This is a genomic window from Micrococcaceae bacterium Sec5.7, from assembly GCA_039636785.1.
Classification (GTDB): Bacteria; Actinomycetota; Actinomycetes; order Actinomycetales; family Micrococcaceae; genus Arthrobacter.
In genome coordinates, this window is record CP144169.1 from 3,498,578 (window position 1) to 3,522,465 (window position 23,888).

Annotated in this window: 26 protein-coding genes, 1 pseudogene and 1 riboswitch; of the genes and pseudogenes, 15 read left to right on the top strand and 12 right to left on the bottom strand. The window is 64.5% G+C overall.

Annotated elements, in window-relative coordinates; all coding sequences use genetic code 11:
* Positions 1 to 16 precede the first annotated feature (16 nt).
* The 5 genes and pseudogenes from V3C33_16735 to V3C33_16755 all read left to right on the top strand — a co-directional run bounded on the left by V3C33_16735 (position 17) and on the right by V3C33_16755 (position 3,444).
* Positions 17 to 1,891, top strand: coding sequence for a hypothetical protein (locus V3C33_16735; protein ID XAS67080.1), 1,875 nt, complete (start codon positions 17 to 19; stop codon positions 1,889 to 1,891).
* On the top strand, positions 1,881 to 2,258 hold the full coding sequence (locus V3C33_16740) for a hypothetical protein (protein XAS67081.1): 378 nt from the start codon (positions 1,881 to 1,883) through the stop codon (positions 2,256 to 2,258). Before V3C33_16735 ends, V3C33_16740 begins: the two co-directional genes overlap by 11 nt.
* On the top strand, positions 2,255 to 2,425 hold the full coding sequence (locus V3C33_16745; protein XAS67082.1) for a hypothetical protein: 171 nt from the start codon (positions 2,255 to 2,257) through the stop codon (positions 2,423 to 2,425). The genes V3C33_16740 and V3C33_16745 overlap by 4 nt, the downstream gene beginning before the upstream one ends.
* A 69-nt stretch (positions 2,426 to 2,494) precedes the next feature.
* Positions 2,495 to 3,235, top strand: a complete 741-nt coding sequence (locus V3C33_16750; protein XAS67083.1) for a hypothetical protein — start codon at positions 2,495 to 2,497, stop codon at positions 3,233 to 3,235.
* Between the two features lie 52 nt (positions 3,236 to 3,287).
* Positions 3,288 to 3,444, top strand: a pseudogene (locus V3C33_16755) (DUF4031 domain-containing protein).
* Between the two features lie 89 nt (positions 3,445 to 3,533).
* Here the strand turns inward: V3C33_16755 and V3C33_16760 are convergent.
* Entirely contained in the window at positions 3,534 to 3,761 is a 228-nt protein-coding gene (locus V3C33_16760) for a hypothetical protein (GenBank protein ID XAS67084.1), read from the bottom strand.
* A 27-nt stretch (positions 3,762 to 3,788) separates the two neighbouring features.
* Between V3C33_16760 and V3C33_16765 the strand changes: the two genes are divergently transcribed.
* Genes V3C33_16765 through V3C33_16775 form a run of 3 tightly spaced genes read left to right on the top strand, consistent with a single transcriptional unit; the run spans position 3,789 to position 5,892 of the window.
* Positions 3,789 to 4,658, top strand: coding sequence for a DUF4031 domain-containing protein (locus V3C33_16765; GenBank protein XAS67085.1), 870 nt, complete (start codon positions 3,789 to 3,791; stop codon positions 4,656 to 4,658).
* Positions 4,655 to 5,407: a 2-phosphosulfolactate phosphatase gene (locus V3C33_16770; GenBank protein XAS67086.1), complete on the top strand. Its 753-nt coding sequence runs from the start codon at positions 4,655 to 4,657 to the stop codon at positions 5,405 to 5,407. The genes V3C33_16765 and V3C33_16770 overlap by 4 nt, the downstream gene beginning before the upstream one ends.
* Positions 5,408 to 5,448: 41 nt before the next feature.
* The gene (locus V3C33_16775) at positions 5,449 to 5,892 is read left to right on the top strand and encodes a VOC family protein (GenBank protein ID XAS67087.1); all 444 of its coding nucleotides are present in this window, start codon (positions 5,449 to 5,451) and stop codon (positions 5,890 to 5,892) included.
* 130 nt (positions 5,893 to 6,022) lie between these two features.
* Here V3C33_16775 and V3C33_16780 read toward each other — a convergent pair whose 3' ends face one another.
* The 4 genes from V3C33_16780 to V3C33_16795 all read right to left on the bottom strand — a co-directional run bounded on the left by V3C33_16780 (position 6,023) and on the right by V3C33_16795 (position 9,145).
* Positions 6,023 to 7,099, bottom strand: coding sequence for an alkaline phosphatase family protein (locus V3C33_16780; GenBank protein ID XAS67088.1), 1,077 nt, complete (start codon positions 7,097 to 7,099; stop codon positions 6,023 to 6,025).
* Positions 7,100 to 7,378: 279 nt separating this feature from the next.
* Positions 7,379 to 7,849, bottom strand: a complete 471-nt coding sequence (locus V3C33_16785) for an SRPBCC domain-containing protein (GenBank protein XAS67089.1) — start codon at positions 7,847 to 7,849, stop codon at positions 7,379 to 7,381.
* On the bottom strand, positions 7,842 to 8,192 hold the full coding sequence (locus V3C33_16790; GenBank protein XAS69770.1) for a metalloregulator ArsR/SmtB family transcription factor: 351 nt from the start codon (positions 8,190 to 8,192) through the stop codon (positions 7,842 to 7,844). The genes V3C33_16785 and V3C33_16790 overlap by 8 nt, the downstream gene beginning before the upstream one ends.
* 551 nt (positions 8,193 to 8,743) lie before the next feature.
* On the bottom strand, positions 8,744 to 9,145 hold the full coding sequence (locus V3C33_16795) for a YccF domain-containing protein (GenBank protein ID XAS67090.1): 402 nt from the start codon (positions 9,143 to 9,145) through the stop codon (positions 8,744 to 8,746).
* A 208-nt stretch (positions 9,146 to 9,353) separates the two neighbouring features.
* On the opposite strand from V3C33_16795, the gene V3C33_16800 reads away from it, so the two are divergent.
* Complete coding sequence (locus V3C33_16800) at positions 9,354 to 10,814, top strand: amino acid permease (protein XAS67091.1); 1,461 nt, start codon at positions 9,354 to 9,356, stop codon at positions 10,812 to 10,814.
* Between the two features lie 133 nt (positions 10,815 to 10,947).
* Here V3C33_16800 and V3C33_16805 read toward each other — a convergent pair whose 3' ends face one another.
* A complete protein-coding gene (locus V3C33_16805; protein XAS67092.1) occupies positions 10,948 to 11,436 on the bottom strand; it encodes an SRPBCC domain-containing protein in 489 nt (162 codons plus the stop codon).
* 166 nt (positions 11,437 to 11,602) lie between these two features.
* Positions 11,603 to 12,199 (bottom strand): phosphoribosylanthranilate isomerase, encoded by a 597-nt coding sequence (locus V3C33_16810; GenBank protein ID XAS67093.1) that lies wholly within the window; start codon positions 12,197 to 12,199, stop codon positions 11,603 to 11,605.
* Positions 12,200 to 12,322: 123 nt separating this feature from the next.
* Here V3C33_16810 and V3C33_16815 point away from each other — a divergent pair, with 123 nt between their 5' ends.
* The 4 genes from V3C33_16815 (at position 12,323) to V3C33_16830 (ending at position 14,460) form a co-directional block, all read left to right on the top strand.
* On the top strand, positions 12,323 to 12,979 hold the full coding sequence (locus tag V3C33_16815) for a HutD family protein (protein ID XAS67094.1): 657 nt from the start codon (positions 12,323 to 12,325) through the stop codon (positions 12,977 to 12,979).
* 68 nt (positions 12,980 to 13,047) lie between these two features.
* The gene (locus V3C33_16820; GenBank protein XAS67095.1) at positions 13,048 to 13,578 is read left to right on the top strand and encodes a ferritin; all 531 of its coding nucleotides are present in this window, start codon (positions 13,048 to 13,050) and stop codon (positions 13,576 to 13,578) included.
* 97 nt (positions 13,579 to 13,675) lie between these two features.
* A riboswitch (guanidine-III (ykkC-III) riboswitch) is annotated at positions 13,676 to 13,741 on the top strand.
* Between the two features lie 9 nt (positions 13,742 to 13,750).
* The gene (locus V3C33_16825; GenBank protein ID XAS67096.1) at positions 13,751 to 14,074 is read left to right on the top strand and encodes an SMR family transporter; all 324 of its coding nucleotides are present in this window, start codon (positions 13,751 to 13,753) and stop codon (positions 14,072 to 14,074) included.
* Positions 14,074 to 14,460, top strand: coding sequence for a multidrug efflux SMR transporter (locus V3C33_16830; protein ID XAS67097.1), 387 nt, complete (start codon positions 14,074 to 14,076; stop codon positions 14,458 to 14,460). Before V3C33_16825 ends, V3C33_16830 begins: the two co-directional genes overlap by 1 nt.
* Positions 14,461 to 14,490: 30 nt before the next feature.
* Here the strand turns inward: V3C33_16830 and V3C33_16835 are convergent, their stop codons facing one another.
* From V3C33_16835 to V3C33_16850, 4 genes are all read right to left on the bottom strand, one after another.
* Positions 14,491 to 15,210: a sulfite exporter TauE/SafE family protein gene (locus V3C33_16835; protein ID XAS67098.1), complete on the bottom strand. Its 720-nt coding sequence runs from the start codon at positions 15,208 to 15,210 to the stop codon at positions 14,491 to 14,493.
* 12 nt (positions 15,211 to 15,222) lie between these two features.
* A complete protein-coding gene (locus tag V3C33_16840) occupies positions 15,223 to 16,290 on the bottom strand; it encodes a putative sulfate exporter family transporter (GenBank protein ID XAS67099.1) in 1,068 nt (355 codons plus the stop codon).
* Between the two features lie 122 nt (positions 16,291 to 16,412).
* Positions 16,413 to 17,450: a phosphotransacetylase gene (locus V3C33_16845; GenBank protein ID XAS67100.1), complete on the bottom strand. Its 1,038-nt coding sequence runs from the start codon at positions 17,448 to 17,450 to the stop codon at positions 16,413 to 16,415.
* Between the two features lie 78 nt (positions 17,451 to 17,528).
* Complete coding sequence (locus tag V3C33_16850) at positions 17,529 to 18,893, bottom strand: aspartate aminotransferase family protein (GenBank protein XAS67101.1); 1,365 nt, start codon at positions 18,891 to 18,893, stop codon at positions 17,529 to 17,531.
* A gap of 230 nt (positions 18,894 to 19,123) precedes the next feature.
* Between V3C33_16850 and ald the strand changes: the two genes are divergently transcribed.
* Together ald and V3C33_16860 are read left to right on the top strand one after the other, a co-directional pair.
* Positions 19,124 to 20,245, top strand: a complete 1,122-nt coding sequence (gene ald / locus V3C33_16855) for an alanine dehydrogenase (protein XAS67102.1) — start codon at positions 19,124 to 19,126, stop codon at positions 20,243 to 20,245.
* Between the two features lie 94 nt (positions 20,246 to 20,339).
* The gene (locus V3C33_16860) at positions 20,340 to 21,806 is read left to right on the top strand and encodes a PLP-dependent aminotransferase family protein (GenBank protein ID XAS67103.1); all 1,467 of its coding nucleotides are present in this window, start codon (positions 20,340 to 20,342) and stop codon (positions 21,804 to 21,806) included.
* A 138-nt stretch (positions 21,807 to 21,944) separates the two neighbouring features.
* Here V3C33_16860 and xsc read toward each other — a convergent pair whose 3' ends face one another.
* A complete protein-coding gene (gene xsc, locus V3C33_16865) occupies positions 21,945 to 23,849 on the bottom strand; it encodes a sulfoacetaldehyde acetyltransferase (GenBank protein XAS67104.1) in 1,905 nt (634 codons plus the stop codon).
* Positions 23,850 to 23,888 lie beyond the last annotated feature (39 nt).

The window sequence follows — 23,888 nt, forward strand, 5'->3', positions numbered from 1 at the left end:
CTGGAATCGAGAAACCATGACACTCAAACCGACACCCACCGTCACCGCGGCGCCGCTGGCCACCGCGCCGGCACGGCACGGCGACACCGTGCCCCCCGCCGTCGTGCGTCGCGGGTCAACGCCTCCCTGGCAAGTCGGCGCTCTTGCCGTCGTGGCCGCGGCGTCTCTGGCTCTCGGAATCTGGAGCCTGACCCGTGTGGATCCCCAGCAAATTGGCGGGACCGGACTCGTGGGGGCCCTCCCGCCCGTGTACTTCGTCGCTCTCGCCCTTAGCCTGGTGGGATTTGCGGCGTCCCTGACTCTGCGCCGGCACATTCCGGCGCTTCTGGCCGGTCAGGTCCTGGTCACGGTGATCATCCTGCATGGCGCCGACCCCATCATTCATGGTTTGCCCCGCCTTGAGGCCAGCTACCGGCACCTGGGCATTGCCGACCACATCGCCATATCCGGGCAGCTGGATCCGAATCTGGACGCCTACTTCAACTGGCCGGGCTTCTTCGATCTCCTGGGGATGCTTTCGGGCGCAACCGGGGTGAAGGACCTGATGGGCATCGCAACCTGGGCGCCACTTGGGATGAACCTGCTTCTGCTGCCGCCGTTGCTGGCGCTGGCAACAAGGCTGACGTCCCATCCGCGGCAGGCGTGGGCGGGCGTTTGGTTGTTTTACCTGACCAGCTGGATCGGACAGGACTATCTGGCCCCCCAGGCCTACGCTTTCCTGCTTCTGGTGACTCTGCTCGCCTGCGTCCTCAGCGTCTTCAGCGGATGGGCGTGGCCCACCGGCAGCAACCGGTTCTCCGCGTCGCTGGCCCGCGCGGTGGAAAGACTTGACCCCACTGTTCCGCAGCGGGGCATGATCAGCCCTCCCCGGGCCGATGCTGCCGTCCTGGCGGTGGTCTGTGCAGGATTCCTGGTGGCAATGACCGCTTCCCACCAGCTCACTCCCTTTGCGGTCATCCCGACCCTGGCGGTGTTTGCGCTGTGCGGGCTCCTCCGATTGCGCCTCCTGCCCGCTCTTGCCCTGGTGCTGCCCGTGTGCTGGCTGGTGTTTGTGGCATCAGCCTATTTCGAGGGACACCTTGGCCAGCTGTTCGGTTCGTTCGGCGATATCCAGGCGAATACCTTCGACGCACTGGCAGAGAGAGTATCGGGCAGCGATTCGCACGTACTTGTGGTCTACACGCGGCTGGCCGAGGTGGCACTCGTTTGGATACTGGCCCTTCTTGGAGCCGTGATGGCTCACAGACGGCGTGCGCCGTGGCTCGCTGCGGCGCTTGGCATGCTGGCGCCTCTTGTCCTGATCCCCGCTCAGCCCTACGGAGGCGAACTACTGCTTCGCCTCTATCTCTTTAGCTTGCCTTTCGCCGCCTGCCTTGCCGTGCTTCCTCTGATATCGGACAAGCCCGGCGGAGCCGGCTGGCGGCGCGGCCTCGCGCTGCTGCTGCTGGGGTCGGTCCTCGCCGCCACCACTGTGGTCACCCGCTACGGCAATGACGGCATGGAGAACTTCACGCACGATGAGGTCTCGCTCGTGAACCGCCTTTACTCCACCGCACCTGCCGGAGCGGTGCTCATTGAGGCTGTGCGCAACACGCCGTGGCATTTCCAGAAGTACGCCGATTACGATTACAGGGCGCTGCTTGCTGCCGAGCCAAGGCCGGGCGCCAGCCCCCTCACCTGTGATGCAACCAACAGGATTGCCCAGCGCTCAGGGGCCTACCTGATAGTCACAGCCAGCCAACAGCGCGCCGCCGAGCTTCTCGGATCAACGCCCCCAGGGGATCTTGAACGTTTCATCGCCACGTGCGGCGCCAGCCCCGGCTGGTCGAAGATATTTGAAAACGCAGGCGGCGTTGTCTTCCATATTAAAGGAGCCGGCAATGGCAATTGACCAGAAGTACGTGACCTACGCGGTGGCCGCCCTTGCCATCGCCGCCGCACCGTTGTCGTTCTTCGGCCCGCAGGGTCTCAGGCTGGCTGTCATAGGCCTGTTGATGCTCGCTGGCCCGGGAACTGCGCTGGTTCTGTTCCTTCGGTTCGGTCCTCCGGGCAGTCCGCGCGCCAGCGGGACATTTCCGCTCGCCGTGGCAATTGCGGTTGCCTCCAGCCTCGCGCTCTCCACCGTCGTGGCCACGGCCATGATCTACGCCCGGATCTGGTCCCCGCCGGCGGCGGTGTGCCTGCTGTCTCTCATCACCCTGGGTCTGCTGGCGCTCGGCGTCAAACGGTCCCGCGAAACCTTGGCGGGTGCAAAATGATGGTCTTCCTGACAGGACTGGCCACAGCAGTGGCCCTCGTAACCTGCGACGTCCTGCGCGTATTGCGGCCGGATGCGCCGCTCCCTCGAGCCGCCGTCTACACTACCGCGGCTCTCCTTTCCATAATTGGCGTCTCACTCCTGGCGCGGCTCATGCATCTGCTGTGACCGGCACTACCGTGCTGGTTGCTGGGGCAGCTGAAACCAACCACCGAACTAGATAGGGATGACGTACAAATGAGTAGGTTAAAGAAACTAGGCACGATCGGAACTCTCGGCGTGATAATTTCGGGCGGCCTGATATTCGGTTCCGCCCAGGCAGGTTCGGCGGCTACATGCCGCACCGGCCTGGCCGCGCCAACGAACACATATCCCGGCACCGTCGCGGCCGCCACGAACTTCGAGGCCAACAGCCTCTCCCCATTCATTGCGAGTACGGCGGGAACCGGTACGGCGGCTGTCACCAGCCCGCTGGCCCACTCCGGAACCTGCGCAGCCACACTGCACGTGACAGCGGATGCCGGCTCCATAGCGAATTCTGCGCTGTCCCTGGCAGCAGGCACCACAACGGCCTACGCGGACGGCTGGTTTAACATCACAAAGGCAGGAGTCGCCGGGAACGACGTCCCGTACTACCGGTTCTTCTCCGGCAGCACCCGTATTGCGGATGTCTACCGGTACAACAGCAATGGACAGCTCTGGCTCCGGGTGACCGCGCCGAACGGGACGTTTGTCTACACGCAGCTGAAGGCCTCGAGCATTCCGCTGAACTCCTGGCATCGTGTCACCATGCGGGTCTCGGCCAGGGGCACTGCATCAACGATCCAAGTGTGGTTTGACGGCTCGCCGGAATTCACCAGCAGCACGGTCAAAATGGGCGCCACGAGCCTGAGTTCAATCATGCTCGGGTCCGAGCACGCCCGCCAGATGGGAGACAGCTACATCGACGACGTCATCATCAAGCGGTCAGCCACCTGATACGGACCCGCTGACCACTACCTCCGCTCAGGAGCTCTGGCCTGCCCACGGAATGCACTTCTCTCACCTGACTTCGGACTCGTCACTGCAGGAAGGGCACGCCTTTTGCCGCAGCGGCCGGGGTCCCCGAACGGTCGTTCGACGGCGGCCACGATGATGTTCCCGAGCGCCGCTATGACGCGCCCGTATCAGCCGGCGCCATCCGAGTTTGAACCGGCACGCCAGGACCGCACCGGTCCCGGGCTCGCCACGGCCACCGCTGGCTCGGCCGGGAGCGACCCCGGTTTCCAGAAAGCCATCACCGAAGCCCTTCCGATGCCGTGTCAGCGGGACAGGCGGCCGGTGCCAGGCCGAGTTCAAGATCGCCGGCACCGACGCCACGTGCCGCGGGCAGGTCAACTTCCACGCCCAGCTGGATGCAGCGCTCGACAAGCATTTGACCACCAGGATGCTGCAGCCGGAGCCTGAAATCGTCAAGGTCACCGAGATCCGCAAGCAGGCCGCGGCCCACCGCCCCGCACTCCATCAATCCACGGCACACTAGACTTCATGCATGGCCATCTACCTGGATCCGCCGCTTTGGCCAGCCCACGGAACGCACTTCTCTCACCTGATTTCGGACACGTCGCTGCAGGAACTGCATGCCTTTGCCGCAGCGGCCGGGGTCCCCGGACGGGCGTTCGACGGCGACCACTATGATGTCCCGGAGCACCGCTACAACGGCCTCGTGTCAGCCGGCGCCATCCCCGTTGAAGCCCGGATCCTGGTCCGCAAGCTCATCGGCTGCGGCCTGCGCATTCGCGCCCGCGAGCGCAGCGAATCCCTGAAAGTGCCGCTGCTGAACCGCTGGAATACGGTGATGCCCGGCCATGATGCCCTGTTCCTGGACCTGCTGGACCGTTGGGGCGAGAGCCACCGCAAGTACCACGGCCGCACCCATCTGCTGGCCGTGCTGGAAGCCCTGGACCTGCTCAGCGAGCCCACCGAACCGTCCCGCTCCGTGGTGCTCGCGGCCTGGTTCCACGATGCCGTCTACCGCGGAACTGCAGGCCAGGATGAGGAAGAATCCGCCAGGCTGGCCGAAGACAGGCTCACGGCCGCCGGCCTCCCGGCCGACCAAGTGGAAGAAGTGGCCAGGCTGGTTCTGCTCACCACCGCGCACCAGCCGGACCCAGGAGATGACGACGGCGCCCTGCTGTGCGACGCCGACCTCTCCGTTCTCGGCGGCGAGCCTGTGGCCTACTCCCGTTATCTGGCAGCTGTCCGGGAAGATTATGCACACATCGGTGACGCCGATTTCGCAGCCGGACGCGCCGCCGTCGTCCGTCAGTTGCTGGAAGTTGACCCGCTCTTCCACAGCGCCCGCGCCCGCGAACTGTGGCAGGACGCCGCCCGCCGGAACCTCCAGGGCGAACTCGGGTGACAGAGCTTCTTGCCGCGCACCGGCAGCTGCCCTTCACGGTCCGGTTCGAATGGGGGCTCGACGGCGCCATGGCCATTGCGCCCGGCGCGGAGCTTGCCGTGGTGGTTGATGTTCTCTCGTTCACCACGTGCGTAAGCGTCGCTGTGGACCGCGGGGCGCACGTGCTGCCGTACCGATGGAACGACGAATCGGCCGCCGCGTTTGCCGCTGAACAGGGCGCTGAACTGGCCGGGCGCCGGGGCGGTCCCGGACTCAACCTCTCCCCTGCGAGCCTCCGCAGGGCGCACGGGTTGAGCCGTGTGGTGTTGCCCTCGCCCAACGGCTCCACCATCTCGCGTGCCCTGGCAGGGCTGGTGCCGCGGGTGGTTGCGGTGTCGCTGCGGAATGCCCGGGCCACTGCCGAGTGGGCCGCAGCCCAACTCCCTCCGGCCGCAACCATTGCCGTCATCGCCGCGGGTGAGGGGTGGCCCGGCGGTGGATTGCGTCCGGCCGTTGAGGATCAACTCGGTGCGGGTGCCTTCCTGGCGGCTCTCCCTGAACACCGCGGTTCCGGTTTTTCGCCGGAGGCGCAGTGGGCCCTTGAAGCGTTCAGCGCTGCCGAACCTCGGCTGGCGGACACCTTGGAGGAGTGCTCCAGCGGGCGCGAACTGATCTTCGCCGGCTACGCAGAGGACGTGGCCATCTCAGCGGAACTGAACCAGAGCAGCGCCGTAGCGCTGCTGACGAATGGCGCGTTCCGGCGCGCCTAGCAGCCCTTTACCGTGGCAGGCTCCAGTGGCAGACTGCTCGGATGAACCTAAGCATCCAGTGCCTGAGCATCGATTCCCCTGACCCTGCCGTTCCGGCGAAATTTTGGGAGCAGGCCCTGGGCTGGCGCCGCACCTTCGAATCGGAGGAGGAAATCGCCCTCGAACCTCCGGCAGGCAGCCCCCAGGATGGCGTCTCGCCGGACCTGCTTTTCCTGAAGGTTCCCGAGCGCAAAGAACGGAAGAACCGGCTGCATCTGGATCTCAGGCCGGACGATCAGGCCGCCGAGGTTGCACGATTGGAAGCCCTCGGCGCCACCCGGACGTCCGTGGGCCAGGGCCGTGAAGTCACGTGGGTGGTGATGGCCGATCCCGACGGCAACGAGTTCTGTGTGCTGCGCCCGCTCCGTCCCGAGGAGCTAGAAGCCCAGGGCCTCGTCCAGGGGCAGGGGACTCAAATGCTCGACGCCCAGGAACTCATGGACTAGGCACCCCGGATTTGCGGTACGGCGTCGCTGTCGCGCCGCGGTGGGGGAAAGTCCGCGGTCTGCCCGCCCGGTCTTTGGCGATGTGCACAAGCGGGCGGCCGTGATGGCCAGACCGCCGTCCGGGTGCGGGCTACGGCCGGGCGTTGAAGACGTCGGATCCGAAGCGGTTCAGTCCTGGTGCACCGGCGTGGCCGAGGTAGGGAAGCGAGAAGATATCTTCTATGCTGGCCAGCAGGCTGTAGTGGTTGTACATCGTATCTGAGGTGGTGCCGCCCTTGATCAGGGGTGAAATGACCAGTGCACCGATCCGTCCGCCGGCGGTGCCTCCCGGTATCCCGGAGGGTCCCGTCGCCCGGCCCTCGGCCTCATCGAAGGTGATGACCAGGATGCCGTCCTTCTTGAAGGCCGGGGAGTCCAGAATAGTCGGTACCTGCTGTTTCAACCAGGCATCGGCACTGGCCAGCCCGCCGGGACGTCCGTCCACGCATGGCGAGTCGTGGCCGTCATTGCACAGGTTCGGAGTGATGTAGGACAGGTTGGGCGTCTTTTGGACCGAGGCCAGGTCGCCGGTGAGGGTGCTGAAATCAACCACGTTGCTCTGGCATTCCGGGGAGGAGGTAATGCTCTGGAAGTAGACGAACGGGTTGTGCCGGGTGGCGTACTGGTCCCCGATTTTGGCGCCCTGATTGCCGTCCTTGGCCCCCAGTTCCGGGTGCCGGCAAGAGGTCTTCATGTCCTCCATGTAGCCTTTCCAGGTCTTGCCGGCAGACATCAGCTGACCGGCAACTGTGTCGACAGAAGCCGGATAGACGCAGCCGGTTCCCTGGATCTGGTCCGGTGCGGCGGTCCCGGTGGAGGTGAAGGGCTCATATGTCGGACAGTCCCCGCGCGTGGCTGCGTTCGATTCCTGACCCGAGATCTGGGCGAGGTAGTTCGGTGCCGACGGGTGCGCGGTAGCGTAGTACTGGGTCAGCAGCACTCCCTGGCCGCGCAATGTCTGCGATAGGTACGGGGCTTCGGATCCGGAGCCCCAGACTTTGTCATAACCCTCGTTTTCAAGGTTGATCACAAACACGTGCTCCAGGTTGGGCGGGGGCGTCGGCTGGCACGCGGTCAGCGCCATGAGGGCCCCCGTAGCAATGGCCACCCATGGCGCGCGGCGTTTCCCGATCGGGATTGGAATGCTTCCAGCGCTGCTACGGCTCATTTGTTCCGGCTTTCTGCTCGACCACGTTCAATCTATGCCGTGGCGATGCCTGGAGACAATGCGTTTGCGGAAACTCTCAGGCTGGTGTTCGGCGCCTGGAAGCGATGGAACCCGGCGAGGCTCAGACCGTCAGGCAAGGCGAGGGATGCCTTCGCCCGGCGCAAGCCCGCACAACGCGGATCCGCGCGATCCGACCACCCGACGCACTCGTATGCATCGTCACCCTCGAACCGCAGACCCTGGCCGGACAGACCACAGTCAAGAAACTATATTTTCGCGTCAGGTGGCCTGGACGTGCGCGGCCAGCCGGTCGAACGATTCGCCCCAGCCTCTGCCGTGGCCGTCGCGGCTTTCCACGGATTCGAAGGGCCCCTGGATGAACGTCATCCGGGTGCCGAGGTCGGATTCCTCCAATGCAATGCTGACCTCGGTCTCGGATCCGCGCGTGCCGTCCGGGTTGTCCCAGGCATGGGTGAAGTCAAGGCGGCCGGGCGGATCGATCCGGGTGTGGATGCCGCTCCACCACAATTTTTCTCCGGTCTCCCCCTGGATCATGCAGGCCCGGTAGCGCCCGCCCACCTCCAGGTCTGTCTCAATGGTCTCGCGCGGAGTACGGAACCCCAGCGGACCCCACCACTCCGGCGCCTGATCGGGGTCCGTCAGCGCGGACCACACTACGTTGATGGGGGCCTCGAAATCGCGGGTGATGACCAGCATCAGCTCATCCGTTGTGGCTGTTTGCTCAGACATTTCGGCCTTCCTCGGTTTCCTTGGACTGGATTCTTTTGAGGTGCGCGTCCAACCGCTCAAAACCGGTGTCCCAGAAGCGGCGGTATTTCTCCATCCACTGGGTGGCTTCCCGCAGAGGTTCGGCTTCCAGACGGCTTGAGCGCCATTGGGCGGAGCGGCTGCGGGAGATCAGGCCGGCAGCCTCGAGCACTTTCAGATGGCGCGAGATGGCCGGGAGGCTGATCTCGAACGGTTCGGCGAGGTCATTAACCGTGGCCTCGCCGTCCACCAGCCTCGCCAGTATGGCCCGCCGCGTGGGATCTGCCAGTGCAGCGAAGATCATGCTGAGCTGGTCGCCTGCCATCTGCACCTAACCGTTCCCTTAATTAACTAATATGTTAAATATGGCGAAGGGATTCCGTAGTGTCAAGCACCGGCTCCTACGATTGCGCAATGCCGCCACCCCGGCCAGCGCAAGAGCGCAGCGGCCGCCGACGGCGCCACCTTGCAGCACCGCCGGCTCAAGCCAACTCACCCATCCCGCATCTCGGCCAGTTGAGCAGCTGCGTAAAACTCCGTCAGACACCCCGGATTCAAGCCAGAACGGCCCGGAATTGGAGCTCCTGATGGAGATTTCGTCCAATTACGCCGGGCGGCCAACAATCTGCCGGAACGCCAGCTGGTTCCATGCCGTTCGCATACGGCAACGCAGACTGGACGTGCAGACGTACAAGGAAATCGGTCAAGGCCACTAAGCAGAGCAGGTGCCGGTGCTGGGCACGCACGCCCAGGACCCCGAATACGGCACCATCATTCCGGCTGCAATCCGGGGACATCCCTGCCTTCTCAGGCTGGGCCGGCAACGTACCGGTGCGACATGTGGGCCGGAGACGTCCACGGCGTCTGAGCGCGCGCCTAGCGGTAGCTTTTGACGAACGGGGAGTTGGTGGGCACAATCTGCTTGCCAAGTGGCATCAGGGAGACCGGGATGAGCTTGAGGTTCGCGATGGCCAGCGGGATGCCGATGATGGTGATGGCCATGGCGAACGCCGTGACAACGTGGCCGATCGCAATCCAGATTCCGGCAACCAGAAGCCAGATCACATTGCCCAGCAGCGAGAACACGCCGTTGCCGCCAGGCTTCTCCACCACCATGCGGCCGAACGGCCACAGTGTGTAGGAGGCGATCCTGAACGAGGCGACGCCCCACGGGATGGTGACGATCAGCAGGCAGCAGATGATGCCGGCCAGAAAATAGCCGATGGCGAGCCACAGACCGCCAAAAACCAGCCAGATGATGTTGAGCAGTGTCTTCATCTATCCATTGTCTCCCGCCGGGTACGACAAAAAGGTAGGGGTTCACCCTGACTGAGCCCTGAATTGCCCGCTCCCGGAAGTTCAGACGCGGCTTCGACAGGCCCAACCGCCGGTGGAGGAGCTTGTCGAAACCTCTTGCCCTATGACAGGACGGGGTGAATAGTTTCAGTAAGCTGTCACACCCGAAGGACGATATCTGGAGGAACCCATGGCCGACGCAGGAAACCCGAATTCCATCATGCGGCGTAAGCCGATTGATGACATTGAGGAAGAGAACAAGCACAGCGGGCTGTTTAAGTCGCTGGGGTTGTGGCAGCTGACGGCGATCGGTGTCGGCGGGATCATCGGTGTGGGGATTTTCTCGCTCGCGGGGCTGGTGGCGGCCGGGAGCGAGGATACGCCCGGGGTGGGTCCGGCGGTGTTGTTCTCGTTCCTGATCGCGGGCCTGGCTTCGGCGGCCGCGGCGTTGTCCTATGCGGAGTTCGCCGGCATGATCCCGCGGGCGGGCTCGGCGTACACCTACGGGTATGTGGCGCTGGGCGAGGTGATCGGCTGGTTCATCGGCTGGGACCTGCTGCTGGAATACATCGCGATCGTGGCCGTCGTGGCGATCGGGATCTCCGGCTACTTCGACGCGTTCCTGACCGGGATCGGGATCAACATGCCGGACTGGATGACCTCCACCGCCGATGAGGGCAAGGGCGGGATCGTGAACCTGCCCGCGATCCTGGTGTGCCTGCTGGTGACCTGGATCCTCTCCCGCGGCACCAAGGCCTTCGGCCGGTTCGAGCTCGTGGCCGTGGCCATCAAGGTCATCCTGATCCTGTTCATCATCGGCCTGGGCATCTTCTACATCGACACCAACAACTACAACCCGTTCATGCCCAGCGGCTTCGGCCCGGTCCTGGCCGGCTCCGCCACGGTCTTCTTCGCCGTGTTCGGCTACGACGCGATGTCCACCGCGGCCGAGGAAGCCGTGGACGGCAAGAAGCACATGCCCAAGGCCATCATCCTCTCCCTCATCATCGCCATGCTCCTCTACGTCGCGGCCACCCTGGTGCTGACCGGAATGCAGAACTACAAGGACATCGACCCGAAAGCCGGCTTCGCCTCCGCGTTCCAGGGCGCGGGACTGCCCGTGATCGCCACCATCATCTCCGTCTTCGCCGTGCTCTCCATCCTCACCGTGATGCTGACCTTCCTCCTGGGCGTCACCCGCGTCTGGTTCTCCATGAGCCGCGACGGCCTCCTCCCGGGCTGGTTCGCCGGCACCGACAAACACGGCACCCCCCAACGCGTCACCTGGATCGCCGGCACCGCCTCGGCCCTGCTCGCCGGCGTGTTCCCCATCAAAGCCGTCGCGGACCTGACCAACATCGGCATCCTCGCCGCGTTCGTCGTCGTCTGCCTCGCCGTCATCGTCTTCCGCTACAAAAAACCAGACGCACCCCGGACCTTCCGCCTCCCGTTCATGCCCGCGGTCCCCGCCTTCGGCATCCTCGCCTCCGCACTGCTCATCTGGCAACTGCCCGCAGACACCAAATGGCGCTTCGTGATCTGGCTCATCATCGGCCTCGCCATCTACTTCCTCTACGGCCGCAAACACTCCCTCATGAACCCCGACAGCCCCCGCCACCAGGAAGCCGTGGAAATGCACCGGCCCTTGTGATGACCTGGCCGGGATTCGACTGGCTCAACCACCGGGTTTCGACAGGCTCAACCAGCGGATTCTAGACAAGCTCAACCGCCGGTAGCCGAATCCGGACCGGCGGTTGAGTCTGCCAATTCAGCAGACGCTCAATTCAGCTGGCGGTGTCTGAGGTCGCCGTCAGCTCCTTGTCCAGGATGGCGAAGGAGCTGTCCCAGCCTTCGCGGGTCATGTCCACCCGTTCCTGGTTCGTGAAACCGGTCTGGGTCAGTGTCAGCAAGGTGCGGCCGCCGAGATCCTCGAACTCGAGCCGCATCCCCATAACGTGGGGCTGCCCGTCACCCAGGTCCGATTCCGGCTGGGACGCCGCGAGCAACCGGGGCGGATCGTATTCCTGGATCACCGACATGATGGGCGATTCCTTGTGGACGCCGCCCTCCTCGTAGACCATCACCAGATCCCATTTACCGCCCACCCGCGGCTCCACGGTGATCCGGTCGCGGGGTGTGTCCACTCCTTCCGGGCCGAACCAGGCAGCGAGCTGATCCGGGTCCATAAAGGCGTTGAAGACCAGTTCACGGGGAGCATCAAATTCGCGCTCCATGGACAGAGTGTAAGTTTCAGTTTCCTGCTCCGTGCTCATTTTTTCTGACTCCTGAACCATGTTGGATTCGTATGAAATGCGCCGGGATACCGCCAGTCTAAAGCCTGGTATTTAACACCTGCGCTAATTAACTGATATGTTAAATATGACACCTGGTGATTCCGGTGTCAAGGGTTGGTTGACAGGCCCGCCAGGCCCGGGCAGCTCAGGCTTTCGCGGCCGTGACGAATTCGCGGACCTTCGCCAGGTCCTTCACACCCCGGGAACTTTCGACGCCGGAGGAGACGTCAACGCCCCACGCACCCGCTGTCGCGGCTGCCTGAGCGACGTTCGCCGGATCGAGTCCGCCAGCCAGGAGCCAGCTTCGGCCCTCGAGGCCTTTATCCCGCACCGAGCCGTAGTCCCATGCTTCGCCTGAGCCCGGAACGGCAGCGTCGATCAGCAGGAGCTCCTCACCCCGGCTTGCGAACGCTTCCGGAGCGGCACCCATGGTGACTGCCCTGATGACCTTCATACCGGCGTCGTGCGCTGTTTTGACGTCCTCCGGCAGGCGGTCGCCGTGCAACTGGATCCACTTCAGGCCGGCAGCACGCGCTATGGTCACGGCGTCTGCGGCCGGTTCGTGGCGGAAAACGCCGACGGCAACAGTGCCCGCAGGAACGTGGGCAAGCAGCTCCAAAACACGCGCTGGAGAGACCTCGCGCGGGCTGGGAGTAAGGACAAATCCGACGGCGTCCGTGCCCGCAGCGACAGCCTCACGGACAGACTCGGGCGTACTCAGCCCGCACACTTTGACGAACATCCCAGCTCCTTCAGACAGTCTTGCTCCTCCTGACGTTAGCAACACCGGGCTTCCCGTGCCGACGTTACGTGCGGCGAGCGTATGTGCGCTGAAGTCGGGCAGGTGCGCGGCTAGGCTGGGCAGATGGAGATCATCCGCTATGCAGAACTCAGGTCCGAACCGTGGCGCAATGGCGGCGGGGTGACGCGTGAACTGGCAAGCCACCCCAAGGCGGCCTCCGCGCAGGACGGCGCGTGGGACTGGCGGGTGAGCATCGCCGAGGTGACCAAGGCCGGCGATTTCTCCGCTTTCCCGGGCATGGACCGCGTACTGACCGTGATCGACGGCGAGCTCCTCCTGCTGACCGTCGACGGCGACGAGCACCCCCTGGAGAAGTACCGTCCTTTCAAGTTTTCCGGCGACGCCGGAGCCAGCGGCGCACTTCCCACCGGCGACATCCGCGATCTCAATGTCATCACCAGAAACGGCGCGTTCAAGGGCTATACGTCCATCATCGAGCTCTCCAAGAAGCGGGCGCACCCGGTGTTCGAAGGACAGCTCGGCATTCTGCTGCAGGGCCAGGCCTCGGTCAGCCCCGGGGCCGAACCGGCCACGGAGGCCGCGCCCGCCGCCGCGGCCGTTGCCGGAGGAGCTGCGGAAGCGACGGAAGCAGCCCCGGCTCCCGGCGAGCCGGAGACACTGAACCGCTATGACGCCGTCGTCGGGACGGACACTCACTCCCCCGAAATCCTGGGCCGCGGATTCCTCGCCGTGGTCTCGATCGACCACGTGACAGGCTAGCCTCGCCTTCGTTACCTGAGCCTTTCCACACTGGTCAGTCGTGCCGGACAAACCATAGACTCGGGCCCATGACGACGCCTAAATTCAATGATCTTCTGACCACCCAGGTTGCCAACGAATTTGCAGCCTCACAGCAGTACATTGCCGTGGCAACATGGTTCGGCAACCAGGACCTCCCGCAGCTGGCGCGCTACTTCTACCGGCAGTCCGTGGAGGAACGCAACCACGCCATGATGATGGTCCAGTACATGCTGGACCGCGACCTGCCTGTCACCATTCCCGGCATCCCGGCCGTCCGCAACGACTTCGCCTCCGTGACGGAACCACTGACGCTAGCACTCCAGCAGGAAAAAGAGGTCACCAAGAACATCGAGAGCCTGTTCCGCGCCGCCCGTGCCGAGGACGATGCCCTGGGCGAGCAGTTCATGCTCTGGTTCCTGAGGGAGCAGGTGGAGGAAGTCGCCTCCATGACCACGCTCCTGAACATCGCCGAGCGGGCGGACAACCTGTTCGACATCGAGAACTTCATCGCCCGGGAAACCGTTGGCAACGGCGGGCGTGACTCCTCGGCACCCGAGGCCGCCGGCGGAGCGCTCTAGGCCCGGCACCGTCTGTTTGGCACGTGAGTCCGTGGCCACCGCTGGTGAGGTTAACCACCAGAGGTGGCCTCCGGCGTCGGGCGTTGCTAGCCTGAAATGAAGGTTCCGGACTGGAGCCTCCGGACGACGGTTCAGTACCCGGCACGCGACAAGACTGGCCAAGGGATCTGTCATGTCGTGGTTAATTCTTATTCTGTCCGGGGCGCTCGAGGCCGTCTGGGCCGCAGCGCTGCACCGGACTTTCCAAGCCAAGGGCTCCAAGCGGGTGCTCCCGGCGCTGCTTTTCCTGGTGTCCGTGCTGGCCAGCACCGGCGGACTCGCCGTCGCGATGCAGTCCATCCCCACAGGCACCGCTTACGCGGTGTGGGTGGGAGTGGGCGTTGTGCTGACCTCCGCCTACGCCATCATCACCAAAGTTGAACGCCCGACGGCGGCGCGGCTTCTGCTGCTCGGCGGGATCGCCGCTTGCGTGGTCGGCCTGAAGGTGGTGGCGTGATGTTCGCCAAACCAAGCTTCAGCTGGATGATCCTGCTGGCCTCCGCGGTGCTCGAGGCCGTCTGGGCGACGGCATTGGGCCTGTCCGACGGCTTCACCCGTCCGCTGCCCACCGCGGTTTTCGCCGTGACGGCGACACCGAGCATGCTCAGTCTCGGACTCGCCGTGAAGCGCATCCCCCTCGGCACCGGCTACGCCGTCTGGGTGGGGATCGGCGCGGCCCTGACCGTGGGCTGGGCGATGCTCACCGGCGTCGAACCTGCCAGCCCGCTGAAGCTGATGTTCATCGCGGGAATTGTGGGGTGCGCTGCGGGGCTGAAGCGTCTGCCAGCCGGTGCGCCCGGCCTGGATTCAGAACCGGCCCCGTCCGGCGTCGATACCCCCTAGGAATCCCCGGGCAAGCCGTCAGTCAAGCCGTCAGGCAAGGCTTCCTTTGATAACGAGGCTCACGCCGGCCACGAGGCAAAGCCCCAGAGCCGCGGGACGGATTGCGGAGGCGGAAAGCCGCTTCACCACCGGCCTCGAAGCCAGCGCACCGAAGACAACACCCGGCAGCAACCAGCTGGAGGCCACCAGCTCTGACGTACCGAACGAACCGACAGCAATCGACGCAACGAGTGCCACCACAGATGAGATGAGAAAAAACAGCGAGAGGTTGGCACGGTACCGGTGCGGATCCAGGTTGCGGTAGACCACCACGAGCGGCGGACCCGACGTCGCGGCAACCATTCCCAGCACGCCGCCAAGTACGCCGGCGGTGAATAGGGAAAACCGGTTCTGCGGTACGTGGAATTTCGCCAGTCCGGCGAGCACGCTGAGCACCACCAGTCCCCCGACGATGACTCCCGTCCATTTCGCATCCAACAGGGGCAACACCAAAAGTCCGGCGACAGCACCGGGCACGCATCCGGCCAGTGCCGTGTTGAGGTCCAGGTGCCGCAGTCCGCTCCGGTTCTGCCAGGTGACAAGCAGCATGACCACCGGGGTGACAACCAACAGCGGGCCAGGCACCAGGTCCGGACTGATCATCAGCAGCAGTGGTGAGGCGAATATGCCGAAGCCGGAACCCGTGCTGGCCTGTGCCACCACGGCGGCGGCAACAATCAGCGCCGAAATCATGAGTTCCGTGGTGGTCATGGTGTTGTACTCCTAGATGAATTGCACGCCGACGAAGGCCAGCGCCGCTATGAGGCCCCAGGAGAGCATCGCCGCGATGATGGCCTTTCCACTGGTCTGGAGCAGGGACCTTACCTGCACCGACGCCCCAAGCCCGTAAAGTGCCGCGGCCAGCAGCAGATCCTGGACGGTGCCGGCAACTTCGAGGACAACCGGCGGCAGGAATCCAAGCGTACGCAGAACGATCATCGCCATGAATCCGGCCACGAAGAGCGGGATCAGCGGCGGGAGCTTAATCCCGGTAACGTCAGCGCCGTTTGCCGCCCTCCGGCGGCGGTAGCGGTCCACCAGCGCTGCCCCCGTTACCATCGGCGCAAGCATCAGTACGCGGGTGAGCTTGATGATCAGCGCCCCGGCAAGGGCCGCCGCACCAGCCGTCTGCGCCGTTGCCACCACCTGCCCCACATCGTGGACGCTGGCTCCCACCCAGTGCCCGAACTGCACGGTGTCCAGGCCAAGCGGCCCTTTCAGTGCGGGAAGAGCCGCGATGGCCAGCGTTCCGCACAGGGTCACGAGGGCGATCGGCACAACGGTGTCGCGGTGGTCGGTCTTGGTGACCCCGCTCACTGCCCCGATGGCGGAGGCACCGCAGATGGAAAAGCCTGCGGCGAGCAGCAGGGGCTGGTCGCCCGGAAGTTTGAGCACCCTGCCCAAAGCCAGTGTCCCCACAAAAGTCAGCAGCACAATGCCAACCACGATCCCCAGCGTCTTCCAGCCCAGCGCAGCCACATCGATGAGGCTGAGTTTGAGGCCAAGAAGCACGATTCCGAGGCGCATGAAGCGCTTGGCGGAAAGAACCAGCCCGGGCTGCAGGACTCCTTCGACGACGGAACTGATCCCGGGAAGATTTGCGGAAAGAATACCCAGAATCACGGCCACCGTGAGGAAAGGCAACACCGGGACGGCCGAATGGATCAGCCAGGCGACGGCGACGGCGGCCGCGGCCGCCGCCAACCCCGGCAGCCGATTATTCCGCAGGCCCCTGGGAAGAAGTGCATCCTGCCGTCCGTTTCTTGCGGGTGTGGCAACTTCTTGTGTCATGTTTGTCTACGATCCTCCCGGAGGCGGCATGCGCCCGGCTCTGGTGAGGATCTCCTTTCTTTCGAGGCAGCAGGTATCGGGACGGCGGCCGGTCTCCTGGGCCGTCCGCCGAGGCAGGACGCTCAGGCCTCCGCGGGCGAAAGCGACTGGATGGCGCTCAATAGGCCGACGGAGACAATGTCCTCCGCGCTGCAGCCCCGGGACAGATCGTTCAACGGTGCGGCGAGGCCCTGCAGAATGGGGCCCACCGCGACCGCCCCGCCCAGGCGCTCGGTGATTTTATAGCCGATGTTTCCTGCATCCAGAGTGGGAAAAACCAGGACATTTGCCAGGCCTGCGACGTCCGAGCCGGGCGCCTTCGACTCCCCGATCTGAGGCACCAGGGCAGCATCAAACTGCATCTCGCCGTCCGCCCGGAGCAGCGGATGACGGGTTCGCAGGATCTCCATCGCGGCTCTGACCTTGTCCACGTGTGGATGAATGGCGCTGCCCCGGGTGCTGAAGGACAGCATGGCCACTTTCGGGACCTGCCCAGTCAGGGCCTGGTGCATGGCAGCTGCCGATCCGGCTATGTCCGCCAGCTGTTCGGCTGAAGGGTCAGGAACGACGGCGCAATCACCGAACGTCAGCTCTCTTCCGTCGGGCAGGAGCATCAGGAAGGAACTGCTCAAGGTGGTGCAGTCAGGAGCCAGCCGCACCACCCGCAGCGCCGCCCGCAGCACCAGTGCCGTGGGGCTTCCCGCTCCGGCGACGCAGGCATCAACATACCCGGCCCGCAATGCAGCCGCGGCTATATGCACGGGCTCCTGCCGTGCCTGTGCCAATTGCTCGGGCTTCCGGGCATAGGCCTCCCCGATCAGGGAGCTGATGGTGCTGTCACGGGCAAGCGCCTCGACATCGACAATGGTGCCGTCGGGCAGCCCACAGCCCAGATCCGCTGCGATCTGACGGATTTCGGCACTCCTGCCGATCAGCCTGGGGCTGAGAATCCCCTCGGCCGCCAGCGTGCTGGCGGCGCGAACGGCGCGTTGGTCCTCGCCGTCGGCAAATCCGACCACCCGCCCGCGGCCGGACAGCTCCTGGCGCCAGCGTTCAAACACCGGGCTGCCCGCCGGCCGCGCTGCCTGCGGTCCCCGCCTGTCAATGATCGCGGTCGCCATGGCTCCACCTCTCAAATCGAGCCCTGCGGAGGCCGCCACGAGGGAGATCTCCGCAGGGGTAAAACCGGAAGTGGCGGCTTAGGGCTGGATGGCCTTTTCGACGTCGTTGAGCATTCCGTCCACGCCGTGCAGCAGCTCGGACAGCACATCGGCGTCCGCCACCAACGGAGGGGAGATCATGATCATGGTCGCGCCGCGGTCATCCCCGCGCAGGATCACCTTGGTCCGCTTGAAGGACTCCGGCAGCACTTCACGCAATACCGTCATCGATTCCGCGTCGGTCAGTTCCCGGCCGCTGAAACTGTCCGCCATGAGCTCGATCGCATAGAAGAAGCCCATACCCCGGACTGCCTTGACGCAGCGGTGCGAGCCCTTCAATGATTCCAGGGCCTCCATGATCTTCGGACCCTGTTCCTGGACGTTGCCAAGCACGTTTTCGTCGCGCATGGCTGTGATGTTGGCGGCCGCAACTGCGGTGGAAACCGGGTGCCCACCCCAGGTGGCGCCATGGGTGAAGACGCCACCCTTGGAAGAATTGAACAGTTCCTGGACCAGTTTCTCCCGGACGATCATTCCGCCCAGCGGCGCATATCCGGAGGTGGAGCCCTTGGCGAAGGTGACCATGTCCGGAACGACGCCTGTCACGCCGTAGCCGAAGAAGTGCCCGAGCCGGCCGAACGAGCAAATGACCTCATCGGAAACCAGCAGGATCCCGTATTTGTCACAGAGTGCGCGCAGCGCGGGCCAGTAGCCGTCCGGTGCCACCAGGGCTCCCCGGCCGTTCTGGACCGGCTCGGCAAAGATGGCCGCAATGGTTTCGGGGCCCTCTTCAAGAACCACCCGTTCAATGGCCCGGAAGCAGTCCAGCTCGGTGACCGGACCGCAGTCTCCGGTGAAGCCGAGCGTATTCGGAACGCTGCGGATTCCCGGAAGGAGCTCGCCGAACGGATCCTTGATCTTGGGCAGCTGGGTGATCGAGAGCGCGCCCATGGTGGTGCCGTGGTAGGCCATGTCACGGCTGATGACCTTGGTCCGTTGCGGCTGTCCCTGGCTGCGGAAGTACTGGCGGGCAAACTTCAGCGCGGTCTCCACGGCCTCTGAGCCGGAGTTAACGAAGAAAGTGGTACCAAGGTCGCCGGGGGCCAGCTCCGCGATTAGTGCGGCGGCCTCGATGGCCGGCGGATGCGCCGATCCCCAGTTGGAGGCGTACGCCAGGGTGCTGATCTGCTCGCTGGCCGCCTTGGCGATATCGGAGCGCCCGTGGCCCATATTGACGCAGAAAAGTCCTGCCAGGCCGTCCAGATAACGGTCCCCCTCGATATCGATGAGGTAGCTTCCTTCCCCGCGGACAAAAATGGGGAACTCGCTGTCCCAGGTGTCCTTGCGGGTGAAGTGGGGTCCGAGGTGTCGCCGGGCCTGGGCCCGGAGTGTGGTGGCGTCCATGACCATCTCCTTCTGTTCGAGGTGAATAGCTATGATCGAAGCCTAGGCCGGGGTTCACCGTGGGCATCAGGGCCAAACGAGGCGCAACTGAGGGGTCCAGTTTGGACCCATGCACCGGCACTCTTCTGGATCTTCTGGACCCATTGGCCTCCGGCCCATACTTCGTTAATGCTGCGCAGCCCGCACGGCGGACGTATTGAGATCACGCATCAATCACACGGAGGTCACGCATGAAAATCGGCATCCCGAAAGAAATCAAGTCCCACGAATACCGGGTGGCGGTCACCCCTGCCGGAGTCAATGAGCTGGTTGCCCACGGGCACGACGTGTTCATTGAAGCTGGCGCAGGCGAGGGTTCGTCCATCTCCGATGACGCCTTCACACTGGCAGGCGCCACTATTCTCCAGACACCGGATGAGGTCTGGGACACGGCAGATCTTTTGCTGAAGGTCAAAGAGCCGATTGCCGCGGAATACCACCGGATGCGGCCGGATCTGACAATTTTCACGTACCTGCACCTGGCCGCTGATGAGGCCTGCACCAGGGCGCTGCTGGACTCGGGCAGCACCTCGATTGCCTATGAGACTGTCCAGCTCGAGGACGGCTCCCTGCCCTTGCTTTTCCCCATGAGCGAGGTGGCAGGCAGGCTGGCCCCGCTGGTGGGCGCGCAGTGCCTGACGCGTCCCGAAGGTGGCCGTGGTGTGCTCATTGGCGGCGTCTCCGGGGTAGCACCGGCCCGCGTTGTTATCATCGGTGCCGGTGTGTCCGGCATGAACGCGGTGGCTGTGGCCGCCGGCTTGTGGGCAGACGTGGTGCTGTTCGACAAGAACGTGGACAAGCTGCGCGCCGCGGACCGGATGTACAAAGGGCGGGTCCGCACACTTGCGGCTAACCAGCTGGCCATCGAGCAGGAAGTGCTCCAGGCGGACCTGGTCATTGGAGCCGTGCTGGTCCCCGGAGCCAAGGCGCCGAAGATCATCTCCAATGAGCTGGTGTCCCGAATGAAGCCCGGCAGTGTCCTGGTTGACATCGCCATCGACCAGGGCGGCTGCTTCGAGGATTCACGCCCTACGACGCATCAGGAACCGACATTCCGCGTCCACGGTTCGGTCTTCTACTGCGTGGCGAACATGCCTGGCGCCGTTCCCCACACCTCCACTTATGCCCTGACAAACGTGACGCTGCCGTACGTACTGCAGCTCGCCGACAAGGGCGTGGAACGGGCCGTGGCTGAAAACGCAGCCCTCCGGGCCGGTCTGAGTACACTCGGCGGGCGCCTCACCAACGCGGCCGTGGGTGCAGCACTGGGCATCGAGGTCATTGATTCACCGGAAACTTTGGCGCGTCGCTAGAGTAATAGAGAGGATCCTGGCGGGGGAGTTCATTGGCGAACTCCCCCGCCTCTTCCAGTTCCGATACTTTGACTCGCAACCCGGGAGGAGAAACGTGCCGCGGACACTCATCGAGATTGACCGCAGTTCCAGTGAGCCGCTCTACCGGCAAGTCCGCCGCGTCATCGAGCACAGCATCGCCGTCGGGATTTTCGATTCGCGCCGCAGGCTCCCCAGCTCCCGGGAACTGGCTGCTGAACTCAAGGTTTCCCGCAACACCATTAATCTTGCGTATCAGGAACTGCTGACGGAAGGCCTGGTGCTCAGCCACGAGCGCCGGGGTATTTTTGTGAATCCGGAGATGCTGGCCGCAGCGGAAGCTGACCTGCCGGCAACGGATTCGATGATCGACTGGTCCTCCAGGATGCGGCGCTACGCTGACGAGGGCGTCCCGGACGTAGAGAAGACGGCGGACTGGTACAAGTATCCGTACCCTTTTGTAGCCGGCCAAGTGGATGTCCACAGCTTTCCCGCAACCGCCTGGGTGCGAAGCCTTCGGGAGGCTCTGTACGAGCCCCATCGCTTCGCCAGCCTCCAGGACAGCATTGGCGCCGATGATCCGATGCTGATCGACATGATCCGGCGCCAGATACTTCCGGCACGCGGCATCGAGGCCGGGCCGGACGAAATCCTGATCACCATCGGGTCCCAGCAGGGATTGGACCTCCTGGCCAGGACACTGCTCGGCTCCCACCAGCGTGTGGGCATCGAGAATCCCGGCTACCTTGACGCCCGCCACATCTTCCTGCGCACAGGCGCCCAGGTATATGGGATCAACGTGGATCAGGCGGGCCTCTGCCTCCCTGAAACGCTCAGCGGCACGGCCCTGGTCTATGTCACCCCCAGCCACCACCATCCGACCAACGTCACGTTGAGCATGGAGCGCCGACGCCGTCTGCTCAAACTCGCCGCTGCCTCCGAAACAGTGGTCATCGAGGACGACTACGACAGTGAATTCCGCTATGAAGGCAGCCCCAGCCCTGCACTGAAGGCTCTCGATTCCACGGGGGATGTGCTGTACCTGGGAACGTTTTCCAAGTTCCTTTCACCGGGTTTGCGGCTGGGTTTCCTGGTGGGACCTGCGGAACTGATCCAGGAGCTGCGAAGGGTGCGGCGCTACCAGGTCCGCCACCCGCCCGGGCACATGCAGCGCGCGCTCGCCCTGATGATTGACAGCGGTGACTACCACCGTGCTTTGCGCCGGCACCGCCGGCAGATGAAGACGCGCTGGGAAATGGTCAGCCAGCTCTCTGCACAATATCTGCCATGGGAGCAGGGCAGCTACCCGCCCGGCGGCGTAAGCCTTTGGGTGGAAGGACCGAAAGAACTTGACGCCCAGGAACTGGTCCGCCGGGCCGAACAGCGTGGAGTGCTGATTGAACGCGGCGATATTTACTTCATCCAGCCGGACGCGCCGCGGAACTGCTTCCGGATAGGCTTCGGCGCTATTCCTACCCGCTCCATAGCGGAGGGCCTGGCGATAGTGGGCGACGTAGCGCGGACTCTGCTCGCCGAGGGGTAGCCCCGGCAGCCAGGCGACCAGTCGGCCAGGCAGCACTGATCTCCGCGGCGGGACAGCAATGCTCCCCGGACCCTTCGGTCCGGGGAGCATTGCCGCAGGTAGCGCTGTCCTGTCTGGACGTGCTTCCCAGCGTTCTGTCTAGACGTAGTCCTTGTACTTTTCCAGCAGGCGGATCGGCTTGGCCAGTGCGTCGCGGCGGAAGGGATCGCCCAGCTCACGGGTGCACATGATCTCGATGACGGTGGTCTTGCCCTCATCCATCTGGGCGGCGAAGGCGCGTTTGAGTGCGGGCCCAACCTCCTCCAGCTGGTCCACGACGATGCCTTCGGCGCCCATGGTCTGGGCCATGGCGGCGAAGCTCTCGTTCTCGTTGTCGAGCTCACCGGCCACGAAGCGGCGGTTGTAGAACTCCACCTGGTTCTTCTTCTCCGCGCCCCACTGCCGGTTGCGGAAGACAATGGCCGTGACCGGAATGTCATGCCTGACGGCGGTAAGGACCTCCCCCATGCTCATGGCCCAGGCTCCGTCGCCGGCGTAGGCAACGGCGGGCCGGTCCATGGCTGCGGCCTTGGCGCCGATGATGGTGGGCAGTGCGTATCCGCAGTTGCCGAAGCTCATCGGGGCGAAGAAGCTGCGCGGCTTTTCGAAGCGGAGGTAGCTGTGGGCCACGGAGTTGATGTTGCCGATGTCGGTGGAGATCATGACATTTTCGGGCATGGCCTTTTCCAGCTCGCGCAGCACCTGGCGCGGGTGCAGCCAGTTGCCGTCTTCGTTCTTCTGCTCCTCGATCATGTCCAGGCTGTACTCGTCCTTTTCATGAGTCCAGGCGCCCAGCTCCTGCTCCCAGCTTTCCTTCTCGGCCTTGATAGCGGCGGCCCGCTCGGCCTTGGTGGCGTCGCAGGCCAGCCTCTGGTCCGCCAGCCGCTTGGTCAGTTCGATGGCAACGGCCTTGGCATCGCCGCAGATGCCGACGCTGATCTTCTTGACCAGGCCGAGCATCGTGTGGTCGGCATCGATCTGGATGATCTTGGCTTCGGTGGGCCAGTACGCCTGGCCGTACTGCGGCAGGGTACCGAAGGGCCCCAGCCGGGTACCCAAAGCGATAACGACGTCGGCCTGCGAGATGAGCTTCATGCCCGCCTTGGATCCCTGGTAGCCAAGCGGTCCGGCCCAGAGCGGGTGGCTGGCCGGGAAGGAGTCGTTGTGCTGGTAGCTGTTGACCACCGGCGCGCCAAGGCGCTCAGCGAGCGCCTTGCATTCGTCGACGCCGTCGGCCATGACCACGCCGCCGCCGGAGACGATGACCGGGAACTTGGCCGTGGCGAGCAGCGCCGCTGCCTCATCCAGGCTCTTGGTGCCGCCGGCACCGCGGTCCACGCGGCGCGGCTCCGGGATCTCGGTGGTGATCTCGCCGTAGAAGTAGTCACGCGGGATGTTCAGCTGGGTGGGACCGTTTTCGGACATCGCCCGGTCAAAGCAACGCGCGGTGTATTCGGCCATCCGGGCCGGGTGCGTCACATGGCCCTGGTACTTGGTGAATTCCTGGAACATGGGCAGCTGCTTGGCCTCCTGGAAGCCGCCGAGCCCGATCCCGGTGGTACCGGCCTCCGGCGTCACGATGACCACCGGGCTGTGTGCCCAGAAGGCGGCAGCAATGCCGGTCACGCAGTTGCTGATACCAGGACCGTTCTGGCCGATCACCACGCCATGGCGTCCGCTGGCACGGGCATAGCCGTCGGCCATGTGCGCGGCTCCCTGCTCGTGCACCACAGGCACCAGCCGGATGCCGGCGGGCGCGAAGATGTCCATCGCGTCCATGAATGCCGAACCCATGATGCCGAACATGTCGGTGACGTCGTTGGCGACCAGCGTCTCCACGAAAGCCTCCGACGGCGTCATCTTCTGCACGCCCTTGACTACAGCCCGTGCTGCCTTGGCCGGCGCCTTCTGGACCGGTGCGTCGTTTGCGGCGGGTGCCTCTTGCGTGCCGCCGTTGGCGACATCTGAAATTTCGACGGTGTCCTCGACTGTGTGCTGGTTCATGGTGGCTGCTCCTCCTCCGGGACTTCGCCCAGATAAGCT

Coding starts and splice junctions, on each gene's coding strand:
- ald (XAS67102.1), top strand. CDS start 19,124: ATGAAAATCGGCATCCCGAAAGAAATCAAGTCCCACGAATACCGGGTG.
- xsc (XAS67104.1), bottom strand. CDS start 23,849: ATGAACCAGCACACAGTCGAGGACACCGTCGAAATTTCAGATGTCGCC.
- V3C33_16785 (XAS67089.1), bottom strand. CDS start 7,849: ATGTCTGAGCAAACAGCCACAACGGATGAGCTGATGCTGGTCATCACC.
- V3C33_16815 (XAS67094.1), top strand. CDS start 12,323: ATGGAGATCATCCGCTATGCAGAACTCAGGTCCGAACCGTGGCGCAAT.
- V3C33_16780 (XAS67088.1), bottom strand. CDS start 7,099: ATGAGCCGTAGCAGCGCTGGAAGCATTCCAATCCCGATCGGGAAACGC.
- V3C33_16850 (XAS67101.1), bottom strand. CDS start 18,893: ATGGACGCCACCACACTCCGGGCCCAGGCCCGGCGACACCTCGGACCC.
- V3C33_16790 (XAS69770.1), bottom strand. CDS start 8,192: ATGGCAGGCGACCAGCTCAGCATGATCTTCGCTGCACTGGCAGATCCC.
- V3C33_16745 (XAS67082.1), top strand. CDS start 2,255: ATGATGGTCTTCCTGACAGGACTGGCCACAGCAGTGGCCCTCGTAACC.
- V3C33_16740 (XAS67081.1), top strand. CDS start 1,881: ATGGCAATTGACCAGAAGTACGTGACCTACGCGGTGGCCGCCCTTGCC.
- V3C33_16840 (XAS67099.1), bottom strand. CDS start 16,290: ATGACACAAGAAGTTGCCACACCCGCAAGAAACGGACGGCAGGATGCA.
- V3C33_16825 (XAS67096.1), top strand. CDS start 13,751: ATGTCGTGGTTAATTCTTATTCTGTCCGGGGCGCTCGAGGCCGTCTGG.
- V3C33_16805 (XAS67092.1), bottom strand. CDS start 11,436: ATGAGCACGGAGCAGGAAACTGAAACTTACACTCTGTCCATGGAGCGC.
- V3C33_16750 (XAS67083.1), top strand. CDS start 2,495: ATGAGTAGGTTAAAGAAACTAGGCACGATCGGAACTCTCGGCGTGATA.
- V3C33_16820 (XAS67095.1), top strand. CDS start 13,048: ATGACGACGCCTAAATTCAATGATCTTCTGACCACCCAGGTTGCCAAC.
- V3C33_16765 (XAS67085.1), top strand. CDS start 3,789: ATGGCCATCTACCTGGATCCGCCGCTTTGGCCAGCCCACGGAACGCAC.
- V3C33_16735 (XAS67080.1), top strand. CDS start 17: ATGACACTCAAACCGACACCCACCGTCACCGCGGCGCCGCTGGCCACC.
- V3C33_16795 (XAS67090.1), bottom strand. CDS start 9,145: ATGAAGACACTGCTCAACATCATCTGGCTGGTTTTTGGCGGTCTGTGG.
- V3C33_16810 (XAS67093.1), bottom strand. CDS start 12,199: ATGTTCGTCAAAGTGTGCGGGCTGAGTACGCCCGAGTCTGTCCGTGAG.
- V3C33_16845 (XAS67100.1), bottom strand. CDS start 17,450: ATGGCGACCGCGATCATTGACAGGCGGGGACCGCAGGCAGCGCGGCCG.
- V3C33_16830 (XAS67097.1), top strand. CDS start 14,074: ATGTTCGCCAAACCAAGCTTCAGCTGGATGATCCTGCTGGCCTCCGCG.
- V3C33_16800 (XAS67091.1), top strand. CDS start 9,354: ATGGCCGACGCAGGAAACCCGAATTCCATCATGCGGCGTAAGCCGATT.
- V3C33_16775 (XAS67087.1), top strand. CDS start 5,449: ATGAACCTAAGCATCCAGTGCCTGAGCATCGATTCCCCTGACCCTGCC.
- V3C33_16835 (XAS67098.1), bottom strand. CDS start 15,210: ATGACCACCACGGAACTCATGATTTCGGCGCTGATTGTTGCCGCCGCC.
- V3C33_16760 (XAS67084.1), bottom strand. CDS start 3,761: ATGGAGTGCGGGGCGGTGGGCCGCGGCCTGCTTGCGGATCTCGGTGAC.